General features: G+C 71.2%; 20 protein-coding genes. 5 read left to right on the forward strand and 15 right to left on the reverse strand.

Annotation, left to right across the window (positions count from 1 at the left end):
- Positions 1-3 precede the first annotated feature (3 nt).
- Entirely contained in the window at positions 4-345 is a 342-nt protein-coding gene (locus ASC77_RS08945; protein ID WP_056151199.1) for a sec-independent translocase, read from the forward strand.
- Here the strand turns inward: ASC77_RS08945 and ASC77_RS08950 are convergent.
- Together ASC77_RS08950 and ASC77_RS08955 are read right to left on the reverse strand one after the other, a co-directional pair.
- Positions 342-875: a hypothetical protein gene (locus ASC77_RS08950; protein ID WP_056153904.1), complete on the reverse strand. Its 534-nt coding sequence runs from the start codon at positions 873-875 to the stop codon at positions 342-344. The genes ASC77_RS08945 and ASC77_RS08950 overlap by 4 nt on opposite strands.
- Positions 876-914: 39 nt before the next feature.
- A complete protein-coding gene (locus ASC77_RS08955; protein WP_200944983.1) occupies positions 915-1,604 on the reverse strand; it encodes a class I SAM-dependent methyltransferase in 690 nt (229 codons plus the stop codon).
- Positions 1,605-1,735: 131 nt separating this feature from the next.
- Between ASC77_RS08955 and ASC77_RS08960 the strand changes: the two genes are divergently transcribed.
- Entirely contained in the window at positions 1,736-2,344 is a 609-nt protein-coding gene (locus ASC77_RS08960; protein WP_056151203.1) for a LysM peptidoglycan-binding domain-containing protein, read from the forward strand.
- Positions 2,341-2,859 carry an Rv3235 family protein gene (locus ASC77_RS08965; protein WP_056151205.1) on the forward strand — a complete coding sequence of 173 codons (519 nt, stop codon included), beginning with the start codon at positions 2,341-2,343 and terminating at the stop codon, positions 2,857-2,859. Before ASC77_RS08960 ends, ASC77_RS08965 begins: the two co-directional genes overlap by 4 nt.
- A gap of 1 nt (position 2,860) precedes the next feature.
- On the opposite strand, the gene secA is transcribed toward ASC77_RS08965, so the two are convergent.
- The 13 genes from secA to ASC77_RS09030 all read right to left on the reverse strand — a co-directional run bounded on the left by secA (position 2,861) and on the right by ASC77_RS09030 (position 19,301).
- Positions 2,861-5,671, reverse strand: a complete 2,811-nt coding sequence (gene secA, locus ASC77_RS08970; protein WP_056151207.1) for a preprotein translocase subunit SecA — start codon at positions 5,669-5,671, stop codon at positions 2,861-2,863.
- A gap of 60 nt (positions 5,672-5,731) precedes the next feature.
- Positions 5,732-6,928 (reverse strand): winged helix-turn-helix domain-containing protein, encoded by a 1,197-nt coding sequence (locus tag ASC77_RS08975; RefSeq protein ID WP_056151210.1) that lies wholly within the window; start codon positions 6,926-6,928, stop codon positions 5,732-5,734.
- 29 nt (positions 6,929-6,957) lie between these two features.
- Positions 6,958-7,641 (reverse strand): response regulator, encoded by a 684-nt coding sequence (locus ASC77_RS08980; protein WP_235547553.1) that lies wholly within the window; start codon positions 7,639-7,641, stop codon positions 6,958-6,960.
- Between the two features lie 122 nt (positions 7,642-7,763).
- Positions 7,764-8,387, reverse strand: coding sequence for a ribosome hibernation-promoting factor, HPF/YfiA family (hpf, locus tag ASC77_RS08985; RefSeq protein WP_056151212.1), 624 nt, complete (start codon positions 8,385-8,387; stop codon positions 7,764-7,766).
- Between the two features lie 374 nt (positions 8,388-8,761).
- The gene (locus ASC77_RS08990; RefSeq protein ID WP_056151214.1) at positions 8,762-9,529 is read right to left on the reverse strand and encodes a ComF family protein; all 768 of its coding nucleotides are present in this window, start codon (positions 9,527-9,529) and stop codon (positions 8,762-8,764) included.
- A 65-nt stretch (positions 9,530-9,594) separates the two neighbouring features.
- Positions 9,595-11,349, reverse strand: a complete 1,755-nt coding sequence (locus ASC77_RS08995) for an LpqB family beta-propeller domain-containing protein (RefSeq protein ID WP_056151216.1) — start codon at positions 11,347-11,349, stop codon at positions 9,595-9,597.
- Positions 11,346-12,977, reverse strand: coding sequence for an MtrAB system histidine kinase MtrB (gene mtrB, locus ASC77_RS09000; protein ID WP_056151218.1), 1,632 nt, complete (start codon positions 12,975-12,977; stop codon positions 11,346-11,348). The genes ASC77_RS08995 and mtrB overlap by 4 nt, the downstream gene beginning before the upstream one ends.
- 9 nt (positions 12,978-12,986) lie before the next feature.
- A complete protein-coding gene (gene mtrA / locus ASC77_RS09005; RefSeq protein WP_056151221.1) occupies positions 12,987-13,712 on the reverse strand; it encodes an MtrAB system response regulator MtrA in 726 nt (241 codons plus the stop codon).
- A 74-nt stretch (positions 13,713-13,786) separates the two neighbouring features.
- A complete protein-coding gene (ahcY, locus tag ASC77_RS09010; RefSeq protein ID WP_056151222.1) occupies positions 13,787-15,214 on the reverse strand; it encodes an adenosylhomocysteinase in 1,428 nt (475 codons plus the stop codon).
- A gap of 303 nt (positions 15,215-15,517) precedes the next feature.
- Positions 15,518-16,756 carry an HNH endonuclease signature motif containing protein gene (locus tag ASC77_RS27170; protein ID WP_056151224.1) on the reverse strand — a complete coding sequence of 413 codons (1,239 nt, stop codon included), beginning with the start codon at positions 16,754-16,756 and terminating at the stop codon, positions 15,518-15,520.
- A 168-nt stretch (positions 16,757-16,924) separates the two neighbouring features.
- Positions 16,925-17,956, reverse strand: a complete 1,032-nt coding sequence (locus tag ASC77_RS09020; protein WP_056151226.1) for an ABC transporter permease subunit — start codon at positions 17,954-17,956, stop codon at positions 16,925-16,927.
- Complete coding sequence (locus ASC77_RS09025; protein ID WP_056151228.1) at positions 17,953-18,843, reverse strand: ABC transporter ATP-binding protein; 891 nt, start codon at positions 18,841-18,843, stop codon at positions 17,953-17,955. Before ASC77_RS09025 ends, ASC77_RS09020 begins: the two co-directional genes overlap by 4 nt.
- Positions 18,840-19,301, reverse strand: coding sequence for a GntR family transcriptional regulator (locus ASC77_RS09030; protein WP_056151230.1), 462 nt, complete (start codon positions 19,299-19,301; stop codon positions 18,840-18,842). The genes ASC77_RS09025 and ASC77_RS09030 overlap by 4 nt, the downstream gene beginning before the upstream one ends.
- 72 nt (positions 19,302-19,373) lie before the next feature.
- Between ASC77_RS09030 and ASC77_RS09035 the strand changes: the two genes are divergently transcribed.
- Entirely contained in the window at positions 19,374-21,647 is a 2,274-nt protein-coding gene (locus tag ASC77_RS09035) for a DUF6351 family protein (RefSeq protein WP_056151231.1), read from the forward strand.
- Positions 21,648-21,687: 40 nt separating this feature from the next.
- On the forward strand, positions 21,688-22,071 hold the full coding sequence (locus tag ASC77_RS09040) for a hypothetical protein (protein WP_056151233.1): 384 nt from the start codon (positions 21,688-21,690) through the stop codon (positions 22,069-22,071).
- Positions 22,072-22,095 lie beyond the last annotated feature (24 nt).

The following is a 22,095-nucleotide window of genomic DNA, read 5'->3' on the forward strand; positions in this document are numbered from 1 at the left end:
GACGTGTTCGGGGTCGGCCTACCGGAGTTCGCAGTGATCGCGGTCATTGCGATCTTCGTGTTCGGCCCCGACAAGCTCCCCGACCTCGCGCGCCAGGCCGGCCGGATGGCCCGCCAGGTGCGGCAGATGGCCAACAACGCGCGCGACGAGCTGCGGGAGGAGCTCGGTCCCGAGTACGCCGACCTCGAGCTGCGCGACCTCGACCCGCGGGAGATCGTCCGCCGTCACATCACCGAGGCGATGGACAGCCTGGACGAGGACGACGAAGCACCGGTCCGGACCCGGAAGGGCCAGCGTCCCCTCGAGGACGGCGAGACCCCGCCGTACGACGTCGACGCGACCTAGCGCGACTGGACCGCAGCCAGACCCTCGTAGGGCACCAGCACCGCCCGACCGTCCTCCCCGACCCGCGCCTCCACGAAGTCGGCACCGACCCGACGAACGGTCCCGTCGAGGACCCGGCCGTCGACCAGGTGGAGCACGCACCGCTCCCCCGCCTCCGCGAGACGACGCAGCGCCGAGCCGAGGCCGAGGCGGGCCACCGGTGACCACGCCACCTCGGGCGAGGACCGCTCGGACGCGCCGCGGACGGCCACGAGGGCGGCGAGCGGGACGATCCAGTCCTGGCCACTCCCGCCGAGCAGGCACCACCCGGCGCCGACCCGCTCGAGGGTGCCGTTGACCGTCCCGACCCCGCGGACGTCCAGCACCACCTCTCCCCCGACCGAGGCCATCAGCCGGCTGGCGAGGGTGACCTGCTGGTACTCCGAGCGGCTGCGGTCGGCCAGCTCGGCGCCGCGCTCCGCGTCGTACAGGGCCTCCGCCTGCTGCTCGAGGTCGTCGAGCAGTGCGAAGAGCTCCTCCTCCCAGGCCATGGTCACCATGCTCCCGCCGAGCGGACCGGTCGAAACGAGTCACCCGGCCTGGAGCACGAAGAAGATGAAGCTGATGAACCGGGTCCGGCCCTCGAGGCTCGCGGGACGCAGGTCGCTCGGGGTGTCGTCGGCGATCGGCGGCTCGCTGATGACCGAGATCCGGAAGCCCGCCGTCGTGAAGGCCTCGGACATCGCGTGCAGCGGCCGGTGCCAGTTCGTGTAGGTGACCGTGCGACCGGCGTGCTCGGCGTCGTAGGAGAAGGGGGCGACGTCGAAGTAGTAGGCGTCGGGGTTCAGCGCCGTGTAGACGAAGGGGTGGTTCACCGACACGATCAGGCGCCCGCCGGGCCTCAGCACCCGGTGGAGCTCCGCGAGGGGCTGGCTCCAGTCCTCGAGGTAGTGCAGCACGAGCGAGGCCACGACGTCGTCGAACGCGGCGTCGTCGTACGGCAGCGGGTCGGCGAGGTCGTGGACACGCAGGTCCGCGCCGGGCCCCAGTCGACGGCGCGCCAGCTCGACCATGGCCGCGCTCAGGTCGAACCCGGTCACGACGGCACCTCGCTCCCGCAGCGCGGCCGACAACGGACCCGAGCCGCAGCCGGCGTCGAGGATGCGGCGTCCGCGCACCTCCCCGGCGAGCCCCAGCATCGCGGGGCGCTCGTAGTGCCCGTTGAGCAGGTTGACGTCGTTGTCCGCCGAGTAGGCCTCCGCGAACCCGTCGTAGTCCATGGTCGCCACGAGGCGATCCAACACCACCGCGCGCACGTCGTACGACCCTGTGGACGAACGATTGACTCCGAGGTTAAAGAGGCGTTTCCTTGATCAAACACAAGCAAACGCAATGATCTGGAGTCTCGGCCATGATCTGCACCCGACCGGTCGTCCGGCACCGCTGCCTCGCCGTCGTGGCGGCCGGCACGCTCGGGTACGGCGTCCTCGTCGCCTGGTTGCTGCCGATCGCGACGACTGCGGGCGGCGGCACCTTCGAGGCGGCGCTGGTCCGTATCTGCGCCGCCCTCGGCGTCGTCGCCGCGGGCTGGCTGTGGCTCGTCACCGTGCTCACCGTCGACGACGCGCTGCGCGGACGTGCGCGCGCCGGGGGCGGTGCGACCGCCCCGGTGCGCCGGGTGGTGCTGGCGGCCTGCGGGGTCGCGCTCGTCGGCGGGCTCGCGACCGGGACCGCCCAGGCGACGCCCGGTCGCCTGCACGAGGACCGGACCGCCCGCTCGGCGACGATCCTCGCCGGGCTCCCCCTCCCCGAGCGCGCCGTCGCACCACCGCCGCGCCGCACGGTCGTCGTGGCCCCCGGCGACAGCCTGTGGGCGATCGCCGCGCGCACGCTCGGCCCCGGCGCCAGCGACGGCGACATCGACGCGCTGTGGCGCCGGCTCTACGACCTCAACCGGGACGCCATCGGCCCGGACCCCGACGTCATCCACCCCGCTCAGCGACTGGAGGTACTGCCATGACCGCAGCTCGACCCCACGACGTCGTACCTCTGCGGCGCCCGTCGCCCGTCGCCAGCGTGCAGGGCACCCTCGCCCTGGACCTCGAGCCCCGGCAGGACCCGCCCTGGGTCGACCGGTCGCCCGGCGAGGGACCGGTGGCGGACGTGCTCCCGATCGACGGCCCGCTGCGTCGGGCGATCGAGGAGTGGGCCCGGCGCTACGCCCAGGCCGCGGTCGAGATCGTCGGCGGCGACCGGCCGGTCACCCAGCTGCTCCGGTGGAGCTCACGCGAGGTCTACGACAACCTCGAGCGCCGCGCGCTCCTCGTCGCCCGGGCAGGCGGCCACCAGCCCGGGCAGGGCCGCTTCCAGCCCGTGCGACCCCGCGTGCTCGGCGTGCACCCGTGCTTCATCAACCGGGACGTCGTCGAGGTCAGCACGCACGTGCGGTACGGCGAGCGCTCGCGCGCCCTGGCCACCCGCTTCGAGCGCACCCGCGACAACCGCTGGCGCTGCACCGCCCTCGAGTTCGCTTAACCTACGAGATGCGTGCCGTCAGGCCCGTCGGACCGCCGGGGCGGCCGTGGCACATCTTGTACTTCTTGCCCGACCCGCAGGGGCACTTGTCGTTGCGCCCGACCTTGGAGAACTCGTCCTCGGCCGCGGCGGCGGTGACCACTTCGGCCTCGCCGTCCTCGCTGGGCGCGGAGTAGGACAGGTTCTGCGGAGCCGCGGACCGCTCGAGACCCTTGGCGCGGATGGCGGGCTGCTCGGCCGACGGGAGCGTGCGGGCCATCGGCTCGACGGACTCCTCGGCCTCGACCTCGAAGTCGGCCTCGCCCTCCGGCTCCTCCTCGACCTGGACGTCGAGGTTGAAGAGGAAGCCCACGGACTCCTCCTTGATGCCGTCCATCATCGCGGTGAACATGTCGAAGCCCTCGCGCTGGTACTCGACCAGCGGGTCGCGCTGCGAGTAGGCCCGCAGGTAGATGCCCTCGCGCAGGTAGTCCATCTCGTAGAGGTGCTCGCGCCACTTGCGGTCGAGCACGGAGAGCACGACGCGGCGCTCGAGCTCGCGCATGACCGGCTCGCCGATCTCCTCCTCGCGACGGTCGTACGCCGCGTGGGCGTCGGCCTGGAGGGTCTCGGCCAGCTCGTCGCGGTCGAGGCCCTCGACACCGCCGGCTGCGTCGATCAGCTCCTGCTGGTCGACCGTGACGGGGTAGATCTGGCGCAGTGCGTTCCAGAGCGCGTCCAGGTCCCACTGCTCCGCGAACTCGGCCGTGGCACCGGTGACGTAGCCGGAGACGGTGTCGTCGAGGAAGCCGCTGATCTGCTCCTCGAGGTCCTTGCCCTCGAGCACCTCGCGGCGCTCGGCGTAGATGACCTTGCGCTGGCGGTCCATGACGTCGTCGTACTTGAGGACGTTCTTGCGGGACTCGAAGTTCTGCGACTCGACCTGGCCCTGGGCGTTGGCGATCGCGCTGGTGACCCGCTTGTTCTCGATCGGGACGTCGTCCGGGATCTTCAGGACCTGGAGCACCCGGTCGACCCACTCGGACTTGAAGAGCCGCATCAGCTCGTCCTCGAGCGACAGGTAGAAGCGCGACTCACCCGGGTCGCCCTGCCGGCCGGAGCGACCGCGCAGCTGGTTGTCGATGCGCCGGGACTCGTGGCGCTCGGTGCCGACGACGTACAGGCCGCCGACCTCGCGCACCTCGTCGTGCTCGGCCGCGACCTGCTCCTTGATCCGCTCGACCATGGTCGGCCAGGCCTCGTCGTACTGGTCGGCGGTCTCGCCGCCGGGCTCGAGGCCCTGCTTGCGCAGTTCCTGGTCGGCGAGGAACTCGACGGAGCCACCGAGCATGATGTCGGTGCCGCGGCCGGCCATGTTGGTGGCGACGGTCACCGCGCCCTTGTGGCCGGCCATCGCGACGATCTTGGCCTCGTCGGCGTGCACCTTGGCGTTCAGGACGGAGTGCGGGATGCCGCGCTTGCGCAGCTTCTGCGACAGGTGCTCGGACTTCTCGACGGACACGGTGCCGACCAGCACCGGCTGGCCCTTCTCGTGCCGCTCGGCGATGTCGTCGACGACGGCGTCGTACTTCGCCTCCTCGGTGCGGTAGACGAGGTCGGCCTGGTCGACGCGGGCCATCGGCTTGTTGGTCGGGATCGGGACCACGCCGAGGTTGTAGATCTTGTCGAACTCGGAGGCCTCGGTCATGGCCGTACCGGTCATGCCGGAGAGCTTCTCGTAGAGGCGGAAGAAGTTCTGGAGGGTGATCGTGGCCAGCGTCTGGTACTCCTCGCGGACCTCGACGCCCTCCTTCGCCTCGATCGCCTGGTGCAGGCCGTCGTTGTAGCGGCGGCCCGCGAGCATGCGGCCGGTGTGCTCGTCGACGATGAGCACCTCGCCCTCCATGACGACGTACTCCTTGTCGTTGCGGAAGAGCTCCTTGGCCTTGATCGAGTTGTGCATGAAGGAGATCAGCGGGGTGTTGACCGAGTCGTAGAGGTTGTCGATCCCGAGGTGGTCCTCCACCTTGGTGATGCCGGGCTCGAGCACCGAGATCGTGCGCTTCTTCTCGTCGACCTCGTAGTCGACGTCGATCGTCAGCGTGCGCGCGATCTTGGCGAACTCGGCGTACCACTGGACGTCGTCCTGGGTGGGGCCGCTGATGATCAGCGGGGTGCGCGCCTCGTCGATGAGGATCGAGTCGACCTCGTCCACGATCGCGAAGTTGTGCTTGCGCTGCACGCACTCCTCGATCGAGCCCGCCATGTTGTCGCGCAGGTAGTCGAAGCCCAGCTCGTTGTTGGTGGCGTACGTGATGTCGCAGTTGTACGCCTCGCGCCGCTGGTCGGGGCGCAGGTCCGGGGTGATGACGCCGACGGTCAGGCCCAGGAAGTTGTGGACGCGGCCCATCATGTCGGACTGGTACTTGGCCAGGTAATCGTTGACGGTGACCACGTGCACGCCGTCGCCCGACAGCGCGTTGAGGTACGACGGCAGGACGGCGACCAGGGTCTTGCCCTCACCGGTCTTCATCTCGGCGATGTTGCCCAGGTGGAGGGCCGCGCCGCCGGTGACCTGGACGTCGAAGGGACGCATGCCGAGCACGCGGCGCGACGCCTCACGGGCGGTGGCGAACGCCTCCGGCATCAGGTCGTCGAGCGACTCCCCGTTGGCCAGCCGCTCCTTGAACTCCGCGGTCATCCCGCGCAGCTCGTCGTCGCTCATCGCGACGAAGTCATCCTCGATGGCGTTGACAGCCGCGGTGACAGCCTCGAGCTGGCGAAGGATCTTGCCCTCGCCGATGCGGAGGATCTTGTCGAGAATGGCAGGCACGTGGATCCAACTTCCCTGGTCGCGTGAGTCGAGGCGCGTCAATCACTGAGCGGCGCCACTCTACCCAGCGGCACCCAGCGTCAGAAGCGCAGGAGCCAGGTCGCCGCGAGGCTCGACCGAGATCGTGCCGAGCCCCAGCCAGCCGGCGAGCCGACGCAGCTCCTCCGAGAGCTCCTCCGCCGTCCCGGCCGGAGCCCCGGGCTCGGCGTACGCCCCCTTCACGACGAGGGCGCCGACCCTGCGGTCGGCCTTGAGGTCGACCCGGGCGACGATCCGGTCGCCGAGCAGGAACGGCAGCACGTAGTAGCCGTGCACCCGCTTCTCGGCGGGCACGTAGATCTCGATCCGGTAGTGGAAGTCGAAGAGCGCCTCGGTGCGGGCCCGCTCCCACACAACCGGGTCGAACGGGCTGAGCAGCGCCCGCGCGGCGACCCGGCGGGGCAGCCGGGCGTCGCGGTGGAGGTAGGCCGGCCGCTTCCAGCCGGCAACGGTCACGGGCACCAGCTCGCCGTCCTCGACCAGGGTGGCCACGGCAGCCGCGGTGTCCTCGACCGGCATCCGGTAGTAGTCGCGCAGGTCCTGCACGGTCGCGACGCCGTGGGAGCGCGCGGCCCGGCGGACCAGCTCGAGAGCGGCCTCCTCACGTGTCGGCGTGGGCTGCGCCAAGACCGCGGCGGGGATCACCCGCTCGGGCAGGTCGTAGAGGATCTCGAACTGGCTGTTGCGGCCGGCGATGGCGAGGTCGCCCACGGTGAAGAGGTAGTCGAGCATCCGGCGGCTCTCGGACCAGTTCCAGCCCCAGTTGTCCTTGGCGCGGGGCAGGCCGTCGTCCAGGTCCCGGGCGGTCGAGGCGCCCCGGTCGCGCACCTCGGCGAGCAGGCTGCGCTCCAGGTCGTCGTTGGCGGCGACGAAGCCCCACTTGCCGCGCTTCGCGCGGTGGTCGTCCATCCGGTGCTGCATCACCGGCCACAGCTCGACCGGCATGAACGCCTGCACGTGCGCCCAGTACTCGACGACGCGCCGCGGACGTCGCTCGGCGGCACGGCGCAGCAGGTCGACGTCGTAGGGGCCCATCCGCGAGTAGAGCGGCATGAAGTGCGCGCGCTGGAGCACGTTGACCGAGTCGACCTGGAGGACGCCGGTGCGCTCGAGGGTGCGCTGGAAGGTGCGCATCGTAGGCTCGGCGTGCGGCTTGTCGAGGAAGCCCTGGGCGGCGAGCGCCGTACGTCGCGCCTGGGCGACGCTCATCGACTGCATGCGGCGAGGCTACGAGGTGGCGCCGACAGTCACGGCAGGTCGAGAAGCTTTTCCTTGACGGCGTACATGACCGCCTCCATGCGCGAGTGCAGCTGGAGCTTCTCCAGGATGTTGCGCACGTGGTTCTTCACCGTGTTGTCGCTGATGAAGAGCTCCTTGGCGATCTCGCGGTTGTTCATGCCCTTGGCGACCAGGCGGAGCACCTCGAGCTCGCGGTCGGTGAGCCGCAGCCCGGAGGCGTGGTCGCGCTCGGGGCGCGACATCTGCTTGAACTCGTCGATCAGCTTGACCGCCATGGAGGGGCTGATCAGCGACTGGCCGTCGGCCACGACCCGGACGGCCTGCGCGACCTCCTCGATCGAGGAGTCCTTCAGCAGGTAGCCGGCGGCCCCGCTCTTGACCGCCTCGTAGAGGTCGGCCTCCTCGTCGGACACGGTCAGCATCACGATCTTGGCCGTGGGCACGGCCTCCTTGATCGCGAGGCAGGCCTCGATGCCGGAGCGCTTCGGCATCCGGATGTCGAGCAGCACGACGTCGGGTGCGGTGCGCTCGGCGAGCGCCGTCCCCTCGATGCCGTCGCCGGCCTCGCCGACCACCTCGACACCGGGCTCGACGCTCAGCAACATCGTCAGTCCACGCCGGAACAGCTCCTGGTCGTCGACCACGAGCACGCGGATGGGCTCACGCCCCGCGTCGTTCATCGGCTCGGCCACGGGGGAATCATGGCACGACCGGACCCTTTTTGCTCTCAGGCGGGTGACCGGACGCGCGAACGGGATGGCCCGTCCGGGCCATCCCGTCCTGCGTGCGGGCCGTAGCGGCCCCGGTGGACCGATCAGACGGTCGCCTCCAGGTCGAGCGAGATCACGCCGTAGTCGTACCCGCGCCGCCGGTAGACCACCGCCGGTCGCTCGCTCTCCTTGTCCACGAACAGGTAGAAGTCGTGGCCGACCAGCTCCATCTCGTAGAGCGCCTGGTCGAGCGTCATCGGGTCGGCCGGGTGCGTCTTCTCGCGGACGACGAGCGGTCCGTCGCCGGTCACCGAGATCGGTCCGACCTGGCGGTCGGTGGTGACGACCTCGTCGACGACGGTGTCGGTCTCCGCGGCCCCGTTGGCGAGCGCCTGCCCGACCGAGACCGGTGCGTGCCGGCCGTGGTGGACCCGGCGCCGGTCGGAGGCACGGCGCATCTGCGCCGCCATCTTGTCGAGGGCGAGGTCCAGCGCGGCCATCTTGTCGGCCGCACACGCCTCGGCCCGGATCACGGGCCCCTTGGAGAGGGCGGTGAGCTGGAGGCGTACGGCGCGATCGGCCTGACGCGGGTTGCGTTCGTTCTCGACCTCGACGTTCACCCGGATTATCCGATGATCGTGCTTCTCGAGCCGCGACAACTTCTCCTCGACATGACTGCGAAAGCGATCTGACAGCTCGCAGTGTCGACCCGTGACCACAACTTCCATGTGAACCTCCCGATTGCACAGCTTGCTTCTCGGTGTTTCGGCGGTCAGCTCCGGACGCGACCTCCTGTGGGTACGCCGGAGGTAGGAGTCCGCCCGGCCGACCTGGTCTTCGACCCCACAATCGCCTGCTGAGGCGGTCGCAGCTTCTCTGCCACTACTGGCCTTCTCCCGACCGTCGTCGCATCTGACGACGAGGTCGAGGCAGGACTTACCACTAAGCCGCACCGTGATCCCACGCCCTGCTGCGAGAGCAGGTCGTGGTTACGTGGACCGTTTCGCCTGCGACTGGCATCGGCTAGCCGCCCGCGCGCCCGGATGGATCCAGGCGTCTGGACGACGCAACCACGGACCCGGACGGACTCCATGTAGAGACGTTAGTCCCCCGGGTCGACGGACGAAAGGGCGGAGCGTCCGGTGGTCGGGATCCGTCGGCGTGTCGCGGCCACCGCGGCCACCGCCGTCGCCTCCAGCCCGACCGCCTCGAGGGCCCGCTGCGCCTCCCGCAGGGTCGCCCCGGTGGTGACCACGTCGTCGCAGACGACGATCCGGGTCCGGGCCCGGCGCGCTCCCAACCGTCGCAGGAGCTCCGTCGGGCAGTGCATCGACCCGGCCAGGTTCCGGGCCCGCGCACCTGCGTCCAGGCCCGCCTGGTCGACCGATCCGCGCCGTACCCGCAGCAACGGGAGCGCGATCGCGTCGGTGCCCGACTCACGCAGCACGATCGCGGCTCCCGCCGTGAGCCGACCGGTCGGGTCGTAGCCGCGGGCGCGGGCGACGCCGGGCCGCGACGGCACCGGCACCAGGACCACCGGATCGTCGGGCAGCTCCGCGAGGGCCGCGGTGGCGGCCTGCGCGAGCAGCCGGGCGAGCGGGTCGCGCAGCGCGACCAGGCGTCGCTCCTTGTGCCCGACGACCAGCCCGCGGACGACCCCGGCGTACTCCCCCGCCGCCCAGGGCGGCACCAGCCCCGGCGGGACCGGGTCGGGCCACGCAGGGTGCGCGTCGGTCGGGAGTGACCGGGCGCAGTCCGGGCACAGCACCCGTCCGGGCCGCTCGCAGCCGGCGCACCGGCCGCCGAGGAGCAGGTCGGCGGCCGCGTCGGCGAGCTCGCCCCAGGTGTCTGACCGGGTCGGGTGGCGCACCGGTCGATGGCACCACCGACGCGGTCGCGGCTCAAGCGCCCGAGGAGGGCCTGTGGATCACCGACTCAGCCGACGTACCCGATCTCGGTCGTGCCGTCCGCCAGCGGGTCCGTGGGCCGGGCCCGGGCAGAGAGGTTGACCAGGATCTGCCGGTTGGCGCCGTACAGCGGGTCCTCGGGGTCCGGCGACCCCGCCAGGTCGCGCAGGCCGTACTCGATGGTCGTGGAGCTGCCCTCGGCCGCGGGCGACCCGTCGACCGAGGCCGTGCGGAGCTGCACCAGGTTGTCGCTGGCGCCGAACGGGCTGAGGATCGCCAGCGTCGTGGTCGAGCGCCAGGAGATCGCCCGCACCGGGAGGTCGCTGTCCGGCGCCTCCGAGATGGGTCGGGCCGGGGTGGCCCACAGCACCCGGCCGTTGCGGTTGTGGGCGATCCGGCTCACCCGCAGCTCGTCGCCTCCCTTCCGGCGTACGACGGCGACCAGCCGGGACCCGTCGCGCGAGATCACGAAGCTGCGCACCCGGGTGCCGCTGATCCCGGGGACGTTGAGGGGGTGGGTCGTGCCGTTCCTGATCCACGAGACGGCGGCACCGTCCGCGGTCCTGTCCACCACCCACAGGCGGTCGGCGAAGTCCCACCCGGGGCGCAGCAGACTGCGGGCACCGGTCAGCACGGTGTCCGCGGTCGCGCCGTCGCTGCTGCTCACGGGCCCGACGACCAGCGACCGGCCGTCGTCGGCGACCCCGGCCGCCTGCTCGGCCGTCACGCTCACCGCAACGCTGCGCAGGCCCAGCTGGGCACTGCCGAGGGGGCCGCTCACGGGTGCGAGCGTGCCGCCGGTCCCGGAGGACAGCAGCCCGCCGCGCAGCCCGTAGAGCAGCGGGCTCGCCTGGAAGCCGGCCGGGTCGTACTGGGCGCCGCCGTCGACCCGGTAGGCACTGACGCCGCCGGGCAGGGTCACCGGGTCGTCGTTGATCGTGACCTTGAACGCCTCGATACGCGGGTCCTGGCGCAGCGTCCACGCGAACTGCGCCATCATCAGCTCGATCGACTCGGCCGAGAGCTGGCCGGCGTCGCCCTTGAGTCCGATGGCGGCGACGCCGTCGGCTGAGATCGGGACCGACAGGTTGATGGTCAGGCCGGGCGGCACGAAGCTCTTGACGACGCGGTCCAGGCCCTCGCTCGGCCCCAGCAGCAGCGCCTGGGTCAGCGTGCTGGCGAGCTGCTTGCCACCTTGGACGTAGACGGGCTCCGGCACCAGGGTCTGCACGGTCGGGTCGAAGAAGTAGAGCGAGACCTGCTGGAAGCGGGTGGCGAACCAGGTCTCCGGGACGATGAGGGCGTCCGGTGCCGAGTCGATGCGCCACTCCCCGTCCTCGATCGCCATCGGGAAGCTGACGGTGCGCTGCGACCTCGCCAGCGGGCCCTGCCAGGCGCCCTGGGCGTCGATGTGGTCGGGCTCCGCGAGGGCGACCGAGACCCCCGCGGCGGTCTCGGCCACCTTCGGGTAGCCGGCGTAGGTGACGGTCTCGTCCGGCGACCAGGCCGCGGCGGCGTCCTTGGTCAGGAACTCACGGGCCGTGTTGGTCTGGATCGGCGTCGCCCGCATGGCGACGAGGAAGCCGCGCACGATGTCGGCACGGGTGTCGCCGGCCTGCGGGGGCTTGGGGTTGAAGTAGGTGCCGCCTCCGGCGGTGTCACCGCCACGGGCCTGGCTCTCGACGACCGGGCCCGAGTCGGGCATGGCGACGCAGCCGGCCAGGAGACCGGCGGTGAGCAGGGCGACGACGACGGCGACGGGGGCGCGGTGGAGGCGGCTCACGTGACCGGCTCCGTGACGTCGGAGGGGACCAGCGGCAGCGGGCTGTGCCGGAGCACCCCGCCGGCGCGGCGGGGCAGGGTCAGCCGGAACTGGGCGCCCTCTCCCGGTCGGCCCCAGGCCTGCAGCCATCCACCGTGCAGGTGCGTGTCCTCGAGCGAGATCGACAGGCCGAGACCGGTGCCGCCGCTGGTCCGCGCGCGGGCGGGGTCGGCGCGCCAGAAGCGGTTGAACACCATCGCAGCCTCCCCCGGCGCGAGGCCGACGCCGTAGTCGCGCACCGCGATCGCGGCCGCGTGGTCGTCGCCCTCGACGAGGATCACGATGTCACCGCCGGAGCGCTCGGTGCCGGTGTGGTCGATCGCGTTGGTGACCAGGTTGCGCACGACCCGCTCCACCCGTCGTACGTCGGCCTCCGCGAGGCACGGGTGGTCCGGGGCGTGGACCACGACCTCGACGTTGCGCTGGCGCGCGAGCGCCCGGGTCGCGTCGACGATCCGGTGGGCGACGGCGACGAGGTCGATGTCGTCGAGCTCGAGGACGGCGGCACCGGCGTCGAACCTGCTGATCTCGAGCAGGTCGGCCAGGAGCGTCTCGAAGCGGTCCAGCTCGGTCTGGAGCAGCTCGGCGGCTCGCGCCGTGGTCGGGTCGAAGTCGGCGCGCGCGTCGTGGAGCACGTCGCTCGCCATCCGCACCGTCGTCAACGGGGTCCGCAGCTCGTGCGAGACGTCGGAGACGAAGCGACGCTGGACCCGGCTGAGCTCCTCCAGCTGGCGGATCTGGCGCTGGAGGTTGCTCGCCATCTGGTTGAACGACGTCGCGAGGCGGGCCAGGTCGTCCTCGCCGGAGACCCGCAGGCGCTCCTGGAGCTGGCCGGCCGCCAGTCGCTCGGCGACCCGCCGGGCCATCCGGATCGGGGTGACGACCTGGCGGGTCACCAGCCAGGTCGTGCCCGCGACCAGCACGATCAGCAGCACGGCGGCGGTGAGCAGGGCCCGGGTCACCAGGGCCATGGTCTCCTCCTGCTCGTCGAGCGGGAAGAGGTAGTAGAGCGTGTAGGTCTGGGCATCCGCAGGGAGGAGCACCTGCGAGCCGACCACGATGCCGGGGGTGGACGTGGTCACGCCGTCGTCGTCGGTGGTGCGGATCGTCGTGTACGTCCAGGCGGTGGACGCCTCGTCGTCGAAATGGTCCTCCAGCGAGGACGGGACGCTGCCCGTGTCGAGCTGGGGCGTCGAGTTGACCCCGCCGTCGGCGATCCGGCCGTTGCCCCCCGTCGGGCCCGCGAGCACGACGGAGAAGCCACGGGTCTCACCCGTCTGGACGATCGGGTCGACCAGGTCGAGCTTCTGGCTCGCGACGTCGGCATCGGTGCCCGAGGCGGCCTCGAGGCGGTCGCGGGCCTCGGCCGTCTCGTCGTTCGACTCGGCCACGACGGCGGCGACCCGGTGGTCGAGCAGGCCGTCCTGCACCTGTTGGAGCAGGTACCAGCCGACGACCGTGATGACCGCGACCGAGAGCAGCACCGTGCTCACCACGACCCGCGCCTGGATGGATCGGCGCCAGAAGGTCAGGGCACGGCGTACCGGCTCAGGGAGCCAGTGCGACCCGCGAGGGCGCAGGTGCAGCATGGGCGGACCTCACGCCGTCCCGGCCTTGTAACCGACGCCCCGGACGGTGACGACGATCTCGGGGCTCTCGGGGTCGTGCTCGACCTTGGAGCGGAGCCGCTGCACGTGCACGTTGACCAGGCGGGTGTCGGCGGCGTGCCGGTAGCCCCAGACCTGCTCGAGGAGCACCTCGCGGGTGAACACCTGCCACGGCTTGCGGGCGAGGCAGACGAGCAGGTCGAACTCGAGCGGCGTCAGGCTGATCGGGACACCGGCGCGCGCGACCGCGTGGCCGGCGACGTCGATGGTGAGGTCGCCGATCAGGAGGTTCTCCTGCGCCGGTGTGTCGAAGCGCCGGATCCGGGCCCGGATCCGGGCCACCAGCTCCTTGGGCTTGAACGGCTTCACGACGTAGTCGTCGGCGCCGGACTCGAGCCCGACGACGACGTCGACGGTGTCGCCCTTGGCCGTGAGCATCACGATCGGCACCCCGGACTCGGCGCGGATCTCCTTGCAGACGTCGATGCCGTCCTTGCCGGGCAGCATCAGGTCGAGCAGCACCAGGTCGGGTCGGTAGGCGCGGAACGCCTCGACCGCCTCGTCACCCCGGGTGACCATGCGGCTCTCGAAGCCCTCCTGGCGGAGCACGATCGTCAGCATCTCCGCCAGCGACGCGTCGTCGTCGACGACCAGGATCCGACCCTTGGTCGCCTGGTCGCTGACGGCGCCCGACGAGGCGCCCACGGGCTCGGTCATGTCATCCATAGTGCCTCAACGCACCAGCCCGAGCCGGTGAAGGCTCGGGCTGGTGCGTCGGGTCGCGACTGCGATCAGTAGCGGTACTGCTCGGACTTGTACGGGCCCGCGACGTCGACGCCGAGGTACGACGCCTGCGAGTCCGTCAGGGTCGTCAGCTTCACGCCGAGCGCGTCGAGGTGCAGACGCGCGACCTCCTCGTCGAGGTGCTTCGGCAGGACGTAGACGCCGACCGGGTAGTCCTCGGGCTTCGTGAAGATCTCGATCTGCGCGAGCACCTGGTTGGTGAACGAGTTCGACATCACGAAGGACGGGTGCCCGGTCGCGTTGCCGAGGTTCATCAGCCGGCCCTCGGAGAGGACGATGATCGCCTTGCCGGACGGGAAGGTCCACAGGTCGACCTGCGGCTTGACGTTCTTGCGCTCGGCGACGCCCGGCGCCTCGAGGCCGGCCATGTCGATCTCGTTGTCGAAGTGACCGATGTTGCCGACGATCGCGTTGTGCTTCATCGACTTCATGTGCTCGATGGTGACGACGTCCTTGTTGCCGGTCGACGTGATGATGATGTCGGCGTACGGCAGGGCCTCCTCGAGGGTGGTGACCTGGTAGCCGTCCATCGACGCCTGCAGCGCGCAGATCGGGTCGATCTCGGTGACGATGACGCGCGCGCCCTGGCCCTTGAGGGACTCGGCGCAGCCCTTGCCGACGTCGCCGTACCCGCAGACGACCGCGACCTTGCCGCCGATGAGGACGTCGGTGGCGCGGTTGATGCCGTCGATGAGCGAGTGCCGGCAGCCGTACTTGTTGTCGAACTTCGACTTGGTCACCGAGTCGTTGACGTTGATGGCCGGGAAGAGCAGCGTCCCCTCGTTCATCATCTCGTAGAGGCGGTGGACACCGGTCGTGGTCTCCTCGGTGACGCCCTTGATCGAGTTCGCGATCGGGGTCCAGTGGTTCGGCTTCTCGGCGAGGACCGAGTTGAGGACCTCGAAGATGATCCGCTGCTCGGTGCTGGTGGCCGTGGCCGGGTCCGGCGCGACGCCGCTCTTCTCGGCCTGGACGCCCAGGTGGACGAGCAGGGTGGCGTCGCCACCGTCGTCGAGGATCATGTTCGGCTGCTCGGTGCCCCAGTCGAGGATCTGCTGGGTGCACCACCAGTACTCCTCCAGCGTCTCGCCCTTCCAGGCGAAGACCGGGACGCCCTGCGGGTCCTCGGGGGTGCCGGTGGGGCCGACCGCGATCGCGGCGGCCGCGTGGTCCTGGGTCGAGAAGATGTTGCACGACGCCCAGCGCACCTCGGCACCGAGCGCGACCAGCGTCTCGATGAGCACCGCGGTCTGGATCGTCATGTGCAGCGAGCCGGCGATACGGGCACCGGCGAGCGGCTTCTCGGCACCGTAGCGCTCACGCATCGCCATCAGGCCGGGCATCTCGTGCTCGGCGAGCTGGATCTCGGTGCGGCCGAAGTCGGCCAGGTTGAGGTCGGCGACCTTGAAGTCCATTGCTGCTCCTGGGGGTCCGAAACGTGCGTCTGCCTGGACTTCCGAGATTAGAACGCGTCGCACCGAGACGAAGAATCCTCAGCACCCCCGGCTGGAAGAAGCCGGCCGACCCGCGATGAGCTCAGCGCCGCGGTCAGTGGTGGTTGCTGCTGGTGACGCGACTACCGGGAGACGTGGTCACCGTGGGCGGTGGTTGCGGGGGCGATTTCCAGTGCCTGGTCGGGTTGCGGGTTGGCTCGGGTCGACCGTGGTGGCCCGGGTGGCATGAGGATGGCCCCGCCAGCGATGCCGGCGGGGTGGGGGTCAGCGGGTTCGTCGTCGGTGTTCGGTGGTGAAGTCGGTGAGGTCGACGGGGTGGACCCGGCCCTTGGGGCTGGTCCACACGAAGCCGGTGCGGGAGGTGCGGTGGTAGGTCCAGGTGCTGAAGGTCTTGACACGGTGGTGGAAGCGGCACAATGGCGCGAGGTTCCAGCTCGTGGTCTTCCCGCCCTGGCTGTAGGCGGTGATGTGGTCGAGGTCGCAGCCCCGGGCGTCCTTGTTGCAGTGCGGGAACACACAGGTCGGAGTCAGCAGGATCGCCTGCTCCCGCTGCCGCTGCGTGGGCGTGTACCGGTCGACGGTGATCTCCTCGGAGAGGTCGAGGACGGGCCGGACGCTGACCCGGCTGCCGGCCTGGGTGCACCACTCGACCAGCTGGTCGATGGTGGCGTACGGGACGTGGCCGCCCTCCAGACTCACGATGCCGTGGGCCTCGTCGGGCTGGTGGTGGGCGTAGATGACGACCTCGCGCGGCACAGCGGCATCGCCACCGAGCTGTCCGGCGGCCATGGCGCGGCGGACATCCAGGTCGAGCTCCGGGTGCTCGGTCAGCAGGGCGTGGGCGCCGGCCTTGATCTGTGCGTCGAGGGCCAACGCGTCGGTGTACTCCAGGAGCCCGGTGATCGGCACGAGGCCCCGGTTGAGACGGGCGTCGGTCAACGCGATGTCGAGGTGAGCCTGGCGTTCGCCCTCGGCGTGCTCGGGGTCGGCCACGGCGGCGGCGGTCTCGACCTCCGACTCGACCTTCGCCCACGAGCACGACGCCAGCACCGGTGCCAACTGCCGGTCGACGGAGGCCGCCGCGGTGGGGTTGAGGCGGTGGGTGCGGTCGGTGACCCGGCGGACCTTCCACACCGGGATCTCACCGGCCATGGTCTTCGCCCAGATCTGCGGGAGCCGGTACTTGGCCTCGAGGGCGGCGCCGAGGAAGTTGCGGCCCTGGTAGGCGGACATGCCCACGGCGGCGGCGAACTCCGCGACCGCGAACTCCGACATCCCGGGCGCGCCCTCGCCGGCCAGGGTGATGGGCTGGTCGCCGAACATGACCAGGTCGCCGAGCTCGTCGACCACCGCGTCCTCGACCGGCGCGGGGTGGGCCTCGGCCCACGCGGCGGCGAGCTCGAACCGGGCGGCCTCGGCCATCCGCGCGACCTGGGTCTGCTCGGTCGCACGCGCCAGTAGATCCCGCAGCTGCGGGTCCTGGGTGGGGGTGCGTCGAGCCATGCTCGATCCTACCATGATTCGAACGTGTGTTCTAGTCATTCGTGAGGTTGGTTCGAACTATTTCGAGCAGACCCGCAGCCCGGCAAGCGAGCGCAACCCACCGCCGACGTCACCGGCGTAGCCAGCCTGTCGGCGCCCCCAGGCAACAGGGAGTCCCCGAGACCAACCTCAGGCCGACATCCGCCGCAGCAGCCAGAAGGTGATGGCGAGGAGGGCGGCGGAGAGGGCGAGGAGCCAGCCCAGCTCGATCCACTGGAAGGTCCAGTAGCGGTGGTCGGGCTGGTAGCTGATGACCTGCGTGTACCCGTGCTGGCTGAGCCACTCGATCGGGTCCGGGGGAGCGTCGCTGCCGGGCCCGGCCTGGGCGTGGAACCCGTCGCCGTCCATCTGGACGCCCAGGGCTGCCAGCTGGGAGTTGATGTCCGAGTCGCTCACCCGCACTCCGCCTGAGGTCCACCACTGGCCGGTCACGACGTCGTGCGGGTCGGGCTCGCCCTTCGTGGTGGTCAGCGGCGTGAGGTAGTGGAGCCGGAACCTCGACGCGGCGAACGCCAGCCCGAACCAGAGGGCGAAGACCGAGCCGAGGGCGGGGACGGTACGTCGCCACAGCAGGCCTGCGAGCACGCCGCCGGTGAAGGCGAGCAGTGCCCAGCCCGCGACCGCGGGACCGGCCGTGGGGAAGAGCGAGCCCTCGAGCCGGCGCGCGATGCCGGCGTCGGCCAGCGGCTGGGCGCGCCAGGTCTCCAGTGCGCCGATCCCGACCATGAGCGCGACGACGCCGACGGCGCCGGGGACGATGAGCGCGATCGCCAGGCGCATCCTGCCGATCCCCTGGGTCCAGGCGTAGCGGAAGGTGCCGGTCTCGAGCTCGCGGCCGAACAGCGGCGCACCGGCGAAGACCCCGATGACGCCGGGCAGCAGCAGCAGGAACGGCCCGAGGAAGCCGGTGTTGCCGTACTTGTCGACGAAGCCCATCCACTGGATCTGGCAGGCCGAGGACGACACCGGTGGCTGGCACTGGTCGACGTCGGCGTACGCCGAGCGCAGCTGGTTCCCGGTCACCAGGAGGTAGACCGACAGTGCGGCGAGGAGCAGCAGGGTGCCGACCAGGACGGAGCGGTAGCGGCGCCACGCGACCCAGGCCAGACGGGTCCAGGGGACGGGGTGGACCAGGGTGGGAGGTGCGGCGAGGACGGTCATGATGCTGCTCCTGTCAGGGCGGGAGCGGCCGGCTGCGAGCCCGCTCTCAGGTAGGCCATGGCGAGCTCCTCGATGCCGACGGTGCGGGCGTCGCAGCCGTCCGGCAGCGGTACGCCGGGGGCGTGCAGCCGGACCAGCCGGCCGCCCAGCGCGGCAGCGTCGCCGGAGTCGACGACGTCCCAGGGAGTCGACGCCGGCTCGCGCCCCGGCTGGGTGATGACGACGCGGTGCTGCGCGAGGAGGTCCTCGACGGAGCCGTCGATGCGCACCCGTCCCTGGGCGATGAGCACCAGGTGGTCGGCCACCCGCTCGAGCTCGGAGAGCAGGTGGGACGACAGCAGCACCGAGACGCCGTCGTCCGCCATCGCGGTCATCACGGTGGACATGAAGTCGTGCCGGGCGAGCGGGTCGAGGGAGGCCGTCGGCTCGTCGAGGACCAGCAGTCGTGGGTGCCGTCCCAGCGCCAGGGTCAGCGCGAGCTGGGCCCGCTGGCCGCCGGAGAGGCTGCCCGACTTCTGCTTCGGGTCGATCGCGAGGTCGCCGAGACGGCGGTGCGCGTAGGCCTCGTCGAAGTGCTGGTTGAGGTGCTGGGTCAGCCGGATCATGTCGGCGACCGAGAGGCTCTTGTAGAGCGGCATGTCCTGGGCGACGAAGCCGGTGCCGGCCAGCGCCTCGATCGACCCCGCCCGCAGGCCGTCGAGCACCGTGACCTCGCCGGCCGAGGGAGCGGTCAGCCCCATCACCAGGTTGAGCAGGGTGCTCTTGCCGGCGCCGTTCGGGCCGACCAGCGCCACCAGGTGGCCCTCGGGTACGGCGAGGGTGCAGTCACGCAGCGCCCAGGTGGCGCCGTAGCGGCGACCCAGGTCCGTGGTCTCGATGATGTTCATGCGACGCCTCCGCGACGCCGTTCAGAAAAATCCCGCTCGGGGACATCCCGCAACGTGCTCACGACCAGCGCGACGACGCCGTCCTCGTCGAGTCCGGCCGCGTCCGCCTCGGCCAGCCACCGGCGCAGCGACCGGCGCAGCCCGGCGAGCTCGGGCAGCGTCACCGGGTCCAGCGACGACTCGACGAACGTGCCCGTGCCGGGGCGTCCGGACGCGAGCCCCTTGTGCTCGAGCTCGCGGTAGGCCTTGAGGACGGTGTTCGGGTTGATGGCGAGGCCGGCGACGACCTCGCGCACCTTGGGGAGCTGGTCGCCGGGCTGGAGGAACCCGAGCCGCAGCGCCTGCTCGACCTGCTGGACGAGCTGCAGGTAGGTCGGCACGCCCGAGGTGGGGTCGAGCCGGAACTCGATGCGCGACGTCTGCTCGGCCGCATCCTTTCCTGCTTTATCTACTGTCATAGTTAAAGAGTACATGCGGACGGCCCGTCGTCAAGGGTCGTGACGGTCGCCACGCTGGGTCGTTGAGGGTGCATGCGCGCTCGAGTCGACCTCGTCATCCTGGCTCTGCTGATGCCCTTCCTGGTGTCGCTGCCCGTCGCCGGCACCACGGCAGCGGCGGCGACGGGTCGGCTCGCGATCGAGGTGCTCTCCAACCGCTCCGACCTGATCTCGGGCGGCGACGCCCTGGTGGCGGTGCGGGTGCCCCGCGGCGTCCGGCCGGGCACGGTGCACGTCCTCGTCGGCAAGCGCGACGTCACGAAGCGCTTCGACCGCATCTCCAGCCACCGGCTCGTCGGCCTGGTGCGCGGCCTCGCCGTCGGCCGCAACGTCGTGCGCGCGACGGCGCCGCGGGCCACGCCCGCGCGCACCGTGATCGTCAACCACCCCAACGGCGGGCCGGTGTTCTCGGGGCCGCAGACTCGGCACTACCGCTGCCAGGCGGGCGCTCGCGACGCGCGGTGCAACCAGCCGGCGACGTACGACCTCCTCTACCGCTCGACCAACCCGGTGCAGGGCGACCTCCAGCCGTACGACGTGAAGAACCCGCCCTCGGACGTCGCGACCACGACGACCGACCGTGGGGTCGAGGTGCCGTTCATCGTCCGCCGGGAGCAGGGCTTCCAGGACCGCGACCGCTACACGATCCTCACGCTCTTCCGCCCCGGCAAGCAGTGGACGGCGACCAGGCCGCAGCGGCAGTGGAACCACAAGCTCCTGGTCACGCACGGCGGCGGGTGCGGTGCGTCGTACGAGCCGGGCGAGCCGCCGCTGGTCGACTACTCCGGCACCCTCGACGGCGTCCCGGGCGTCACGTCGAGCTACATCACGGCGCTCGGCAAGGGCTTCGCGGTGCTGTCGACCGCGCTCGACAACACCGGCCACAACTGCTCGGTCGCGCTGAACGCCGAGTCGGTGATGATGGCCAAGGAGCGCCTCGTCGAGCGCTACGGCACCCTCCGCTACACGATCGGCACCGGCTGCTCCGGAGGCTCGATCGCCCAGCACACCGTGGCGAACGCCTACCCCGGCATCTACCAGGGCCTGATCACCACCTGCTCCTACCCCGACACCTTCACGGCCGGCGCGCAGTTCGCCGACTACCACCTGCTGCGGCTCTACTTCGAGGACCCGTCACGCTGGGCGCCCGGCGTTGCCTGGCTGCCGACCCAGATGGCGCAGGTCGAGGGACACGTCTCGCACCTCAACGCCGTGGTCGCGGACGAGGGGCTCTTCAAGGCCGCGCTCAACCCGGTGCACGAGTGCTCCGGCACGGTCGCGACGAAGCCGGGCGACCCGAGCACCCGCTACGACCCGGCGACCAACCCGGGCGGCGTCCGGTGCTCGGTGCTGGACCTGCTCGTCAACCAGCTCGGCCGACGGCCGAAGAGCGTGTGGACGCCGCAGGAGCAGGCTGCGGGCCATGGCTTCGGCGGTCTCCCGTTCTCCAACACCGGTGTCCTGTACGGGCTCTCGGCGCTGAAGGCGGGCACGATCACGCCCGCGCAGTTCGTCGACCTCAACGCCAAGGTCGGCGGCCTCGACGTCGACTCCCAGCCGATCGCCGACCGGATCGCCGGCGACCCGGCCTCGATCGCCAACGCCTACCGCACCGGGCTGATCAACGAGGCCAACCACCTCGACGAGGTCGCGATGATCAACCACGGCGGCCCCGACCCGGGCCTGGCCCACGACTACGCCCACGCCTTCTGGACCGAGGAGCGGCTCCAGGCCGACCAGGGCAACACCGACAACCGGGTGATGTGGTTCGGCCCGACCCCGCTGATCGGCGACGTCAGCTGGGCGACCGAGGCGCTGACCAAGATGGATGCGTGGCTGAGCGCCGTCGAGAAGGAGGGCTCGGGCAAGGCGCTCTCGCGCAAGGTCGTCGACGACAAGCCCGCGAACGTCACCGACCGGTGCGTCGTCGATGCGGCCGCGCAGGCCTGCAGCGTCGAGCAGCTCCAGACTCTCCAGACCCGGCTCTCGACCCCGCGCCAGGAGGCCGGCGGACCGAAGGCCAACGACATCGTCGCCTGCCGCCTCCAGCCGCTGGACCGCGCCGACTTCGCCTTCATGCTGGTGCCGTTCACCGACGACGAGTGGGCCGCCCTCCAGGCGGTCTACCCCCGCGGCGTCTGCGACTGGTCGCAGCCGGGCGTCGGCCAGGGGCCGGCCCAGACCTGGCTGCGGTACGACGCGCGCGGCGGCGGCCCGGCGTACGGCGGCCGCAACCTGCCCGGCGTACCCGCCCGCTCCGCGACGGGTGTCGTCAGCCCGGTGTGGGCGGCGATGCTGCGCAAGTGAGGCCTTGACGACGACGCGCGTCAGGCGGCAACGTGCGCGCATGGAGCGCGTGCCCCACGAGAACGTCGCCACGGTGCTGGTCGACCCGGTCGTGCTGCGCGAGCTCGAGGTGCACCTGATGACCCTCGACCTGCGGCTGTGGCCGATCGCCACCGCGCCGATCTGTCCCGACGGACCGCGGCAGGCCTTCCAGGTCCGCAACCGGATGCTGATGTCGCGTCGCGGCGCCTGGGACGACGCCGCCACCTGGACGCCGGCGTGGATCTCCTTCGGCGACAGCTGGTACGACGGCGCCGAGCCGCTCCCGTGGGTCGCGCACCAGACGCTCTACCGGACCCTCGAGCAGTACGACGGCCGGGTCCGCTACCGGCCCGGGCTCGGTGGCGTCCCGCGCCTCGCCGTACCCCAGGAGCGCAGCGCCTGAGCAGCAGGCCGTGCCGCGTCAGGA

Source organism: Nocardioides sp. Root1257 (assembly GCF_001425175.1).
In the GTDB taxonomy this organism is placed as follows: Bacteria; Actinomycetota; Actinomycetes; order Propionibacteriales; family Nocardioidaceae; genus Nocardioides.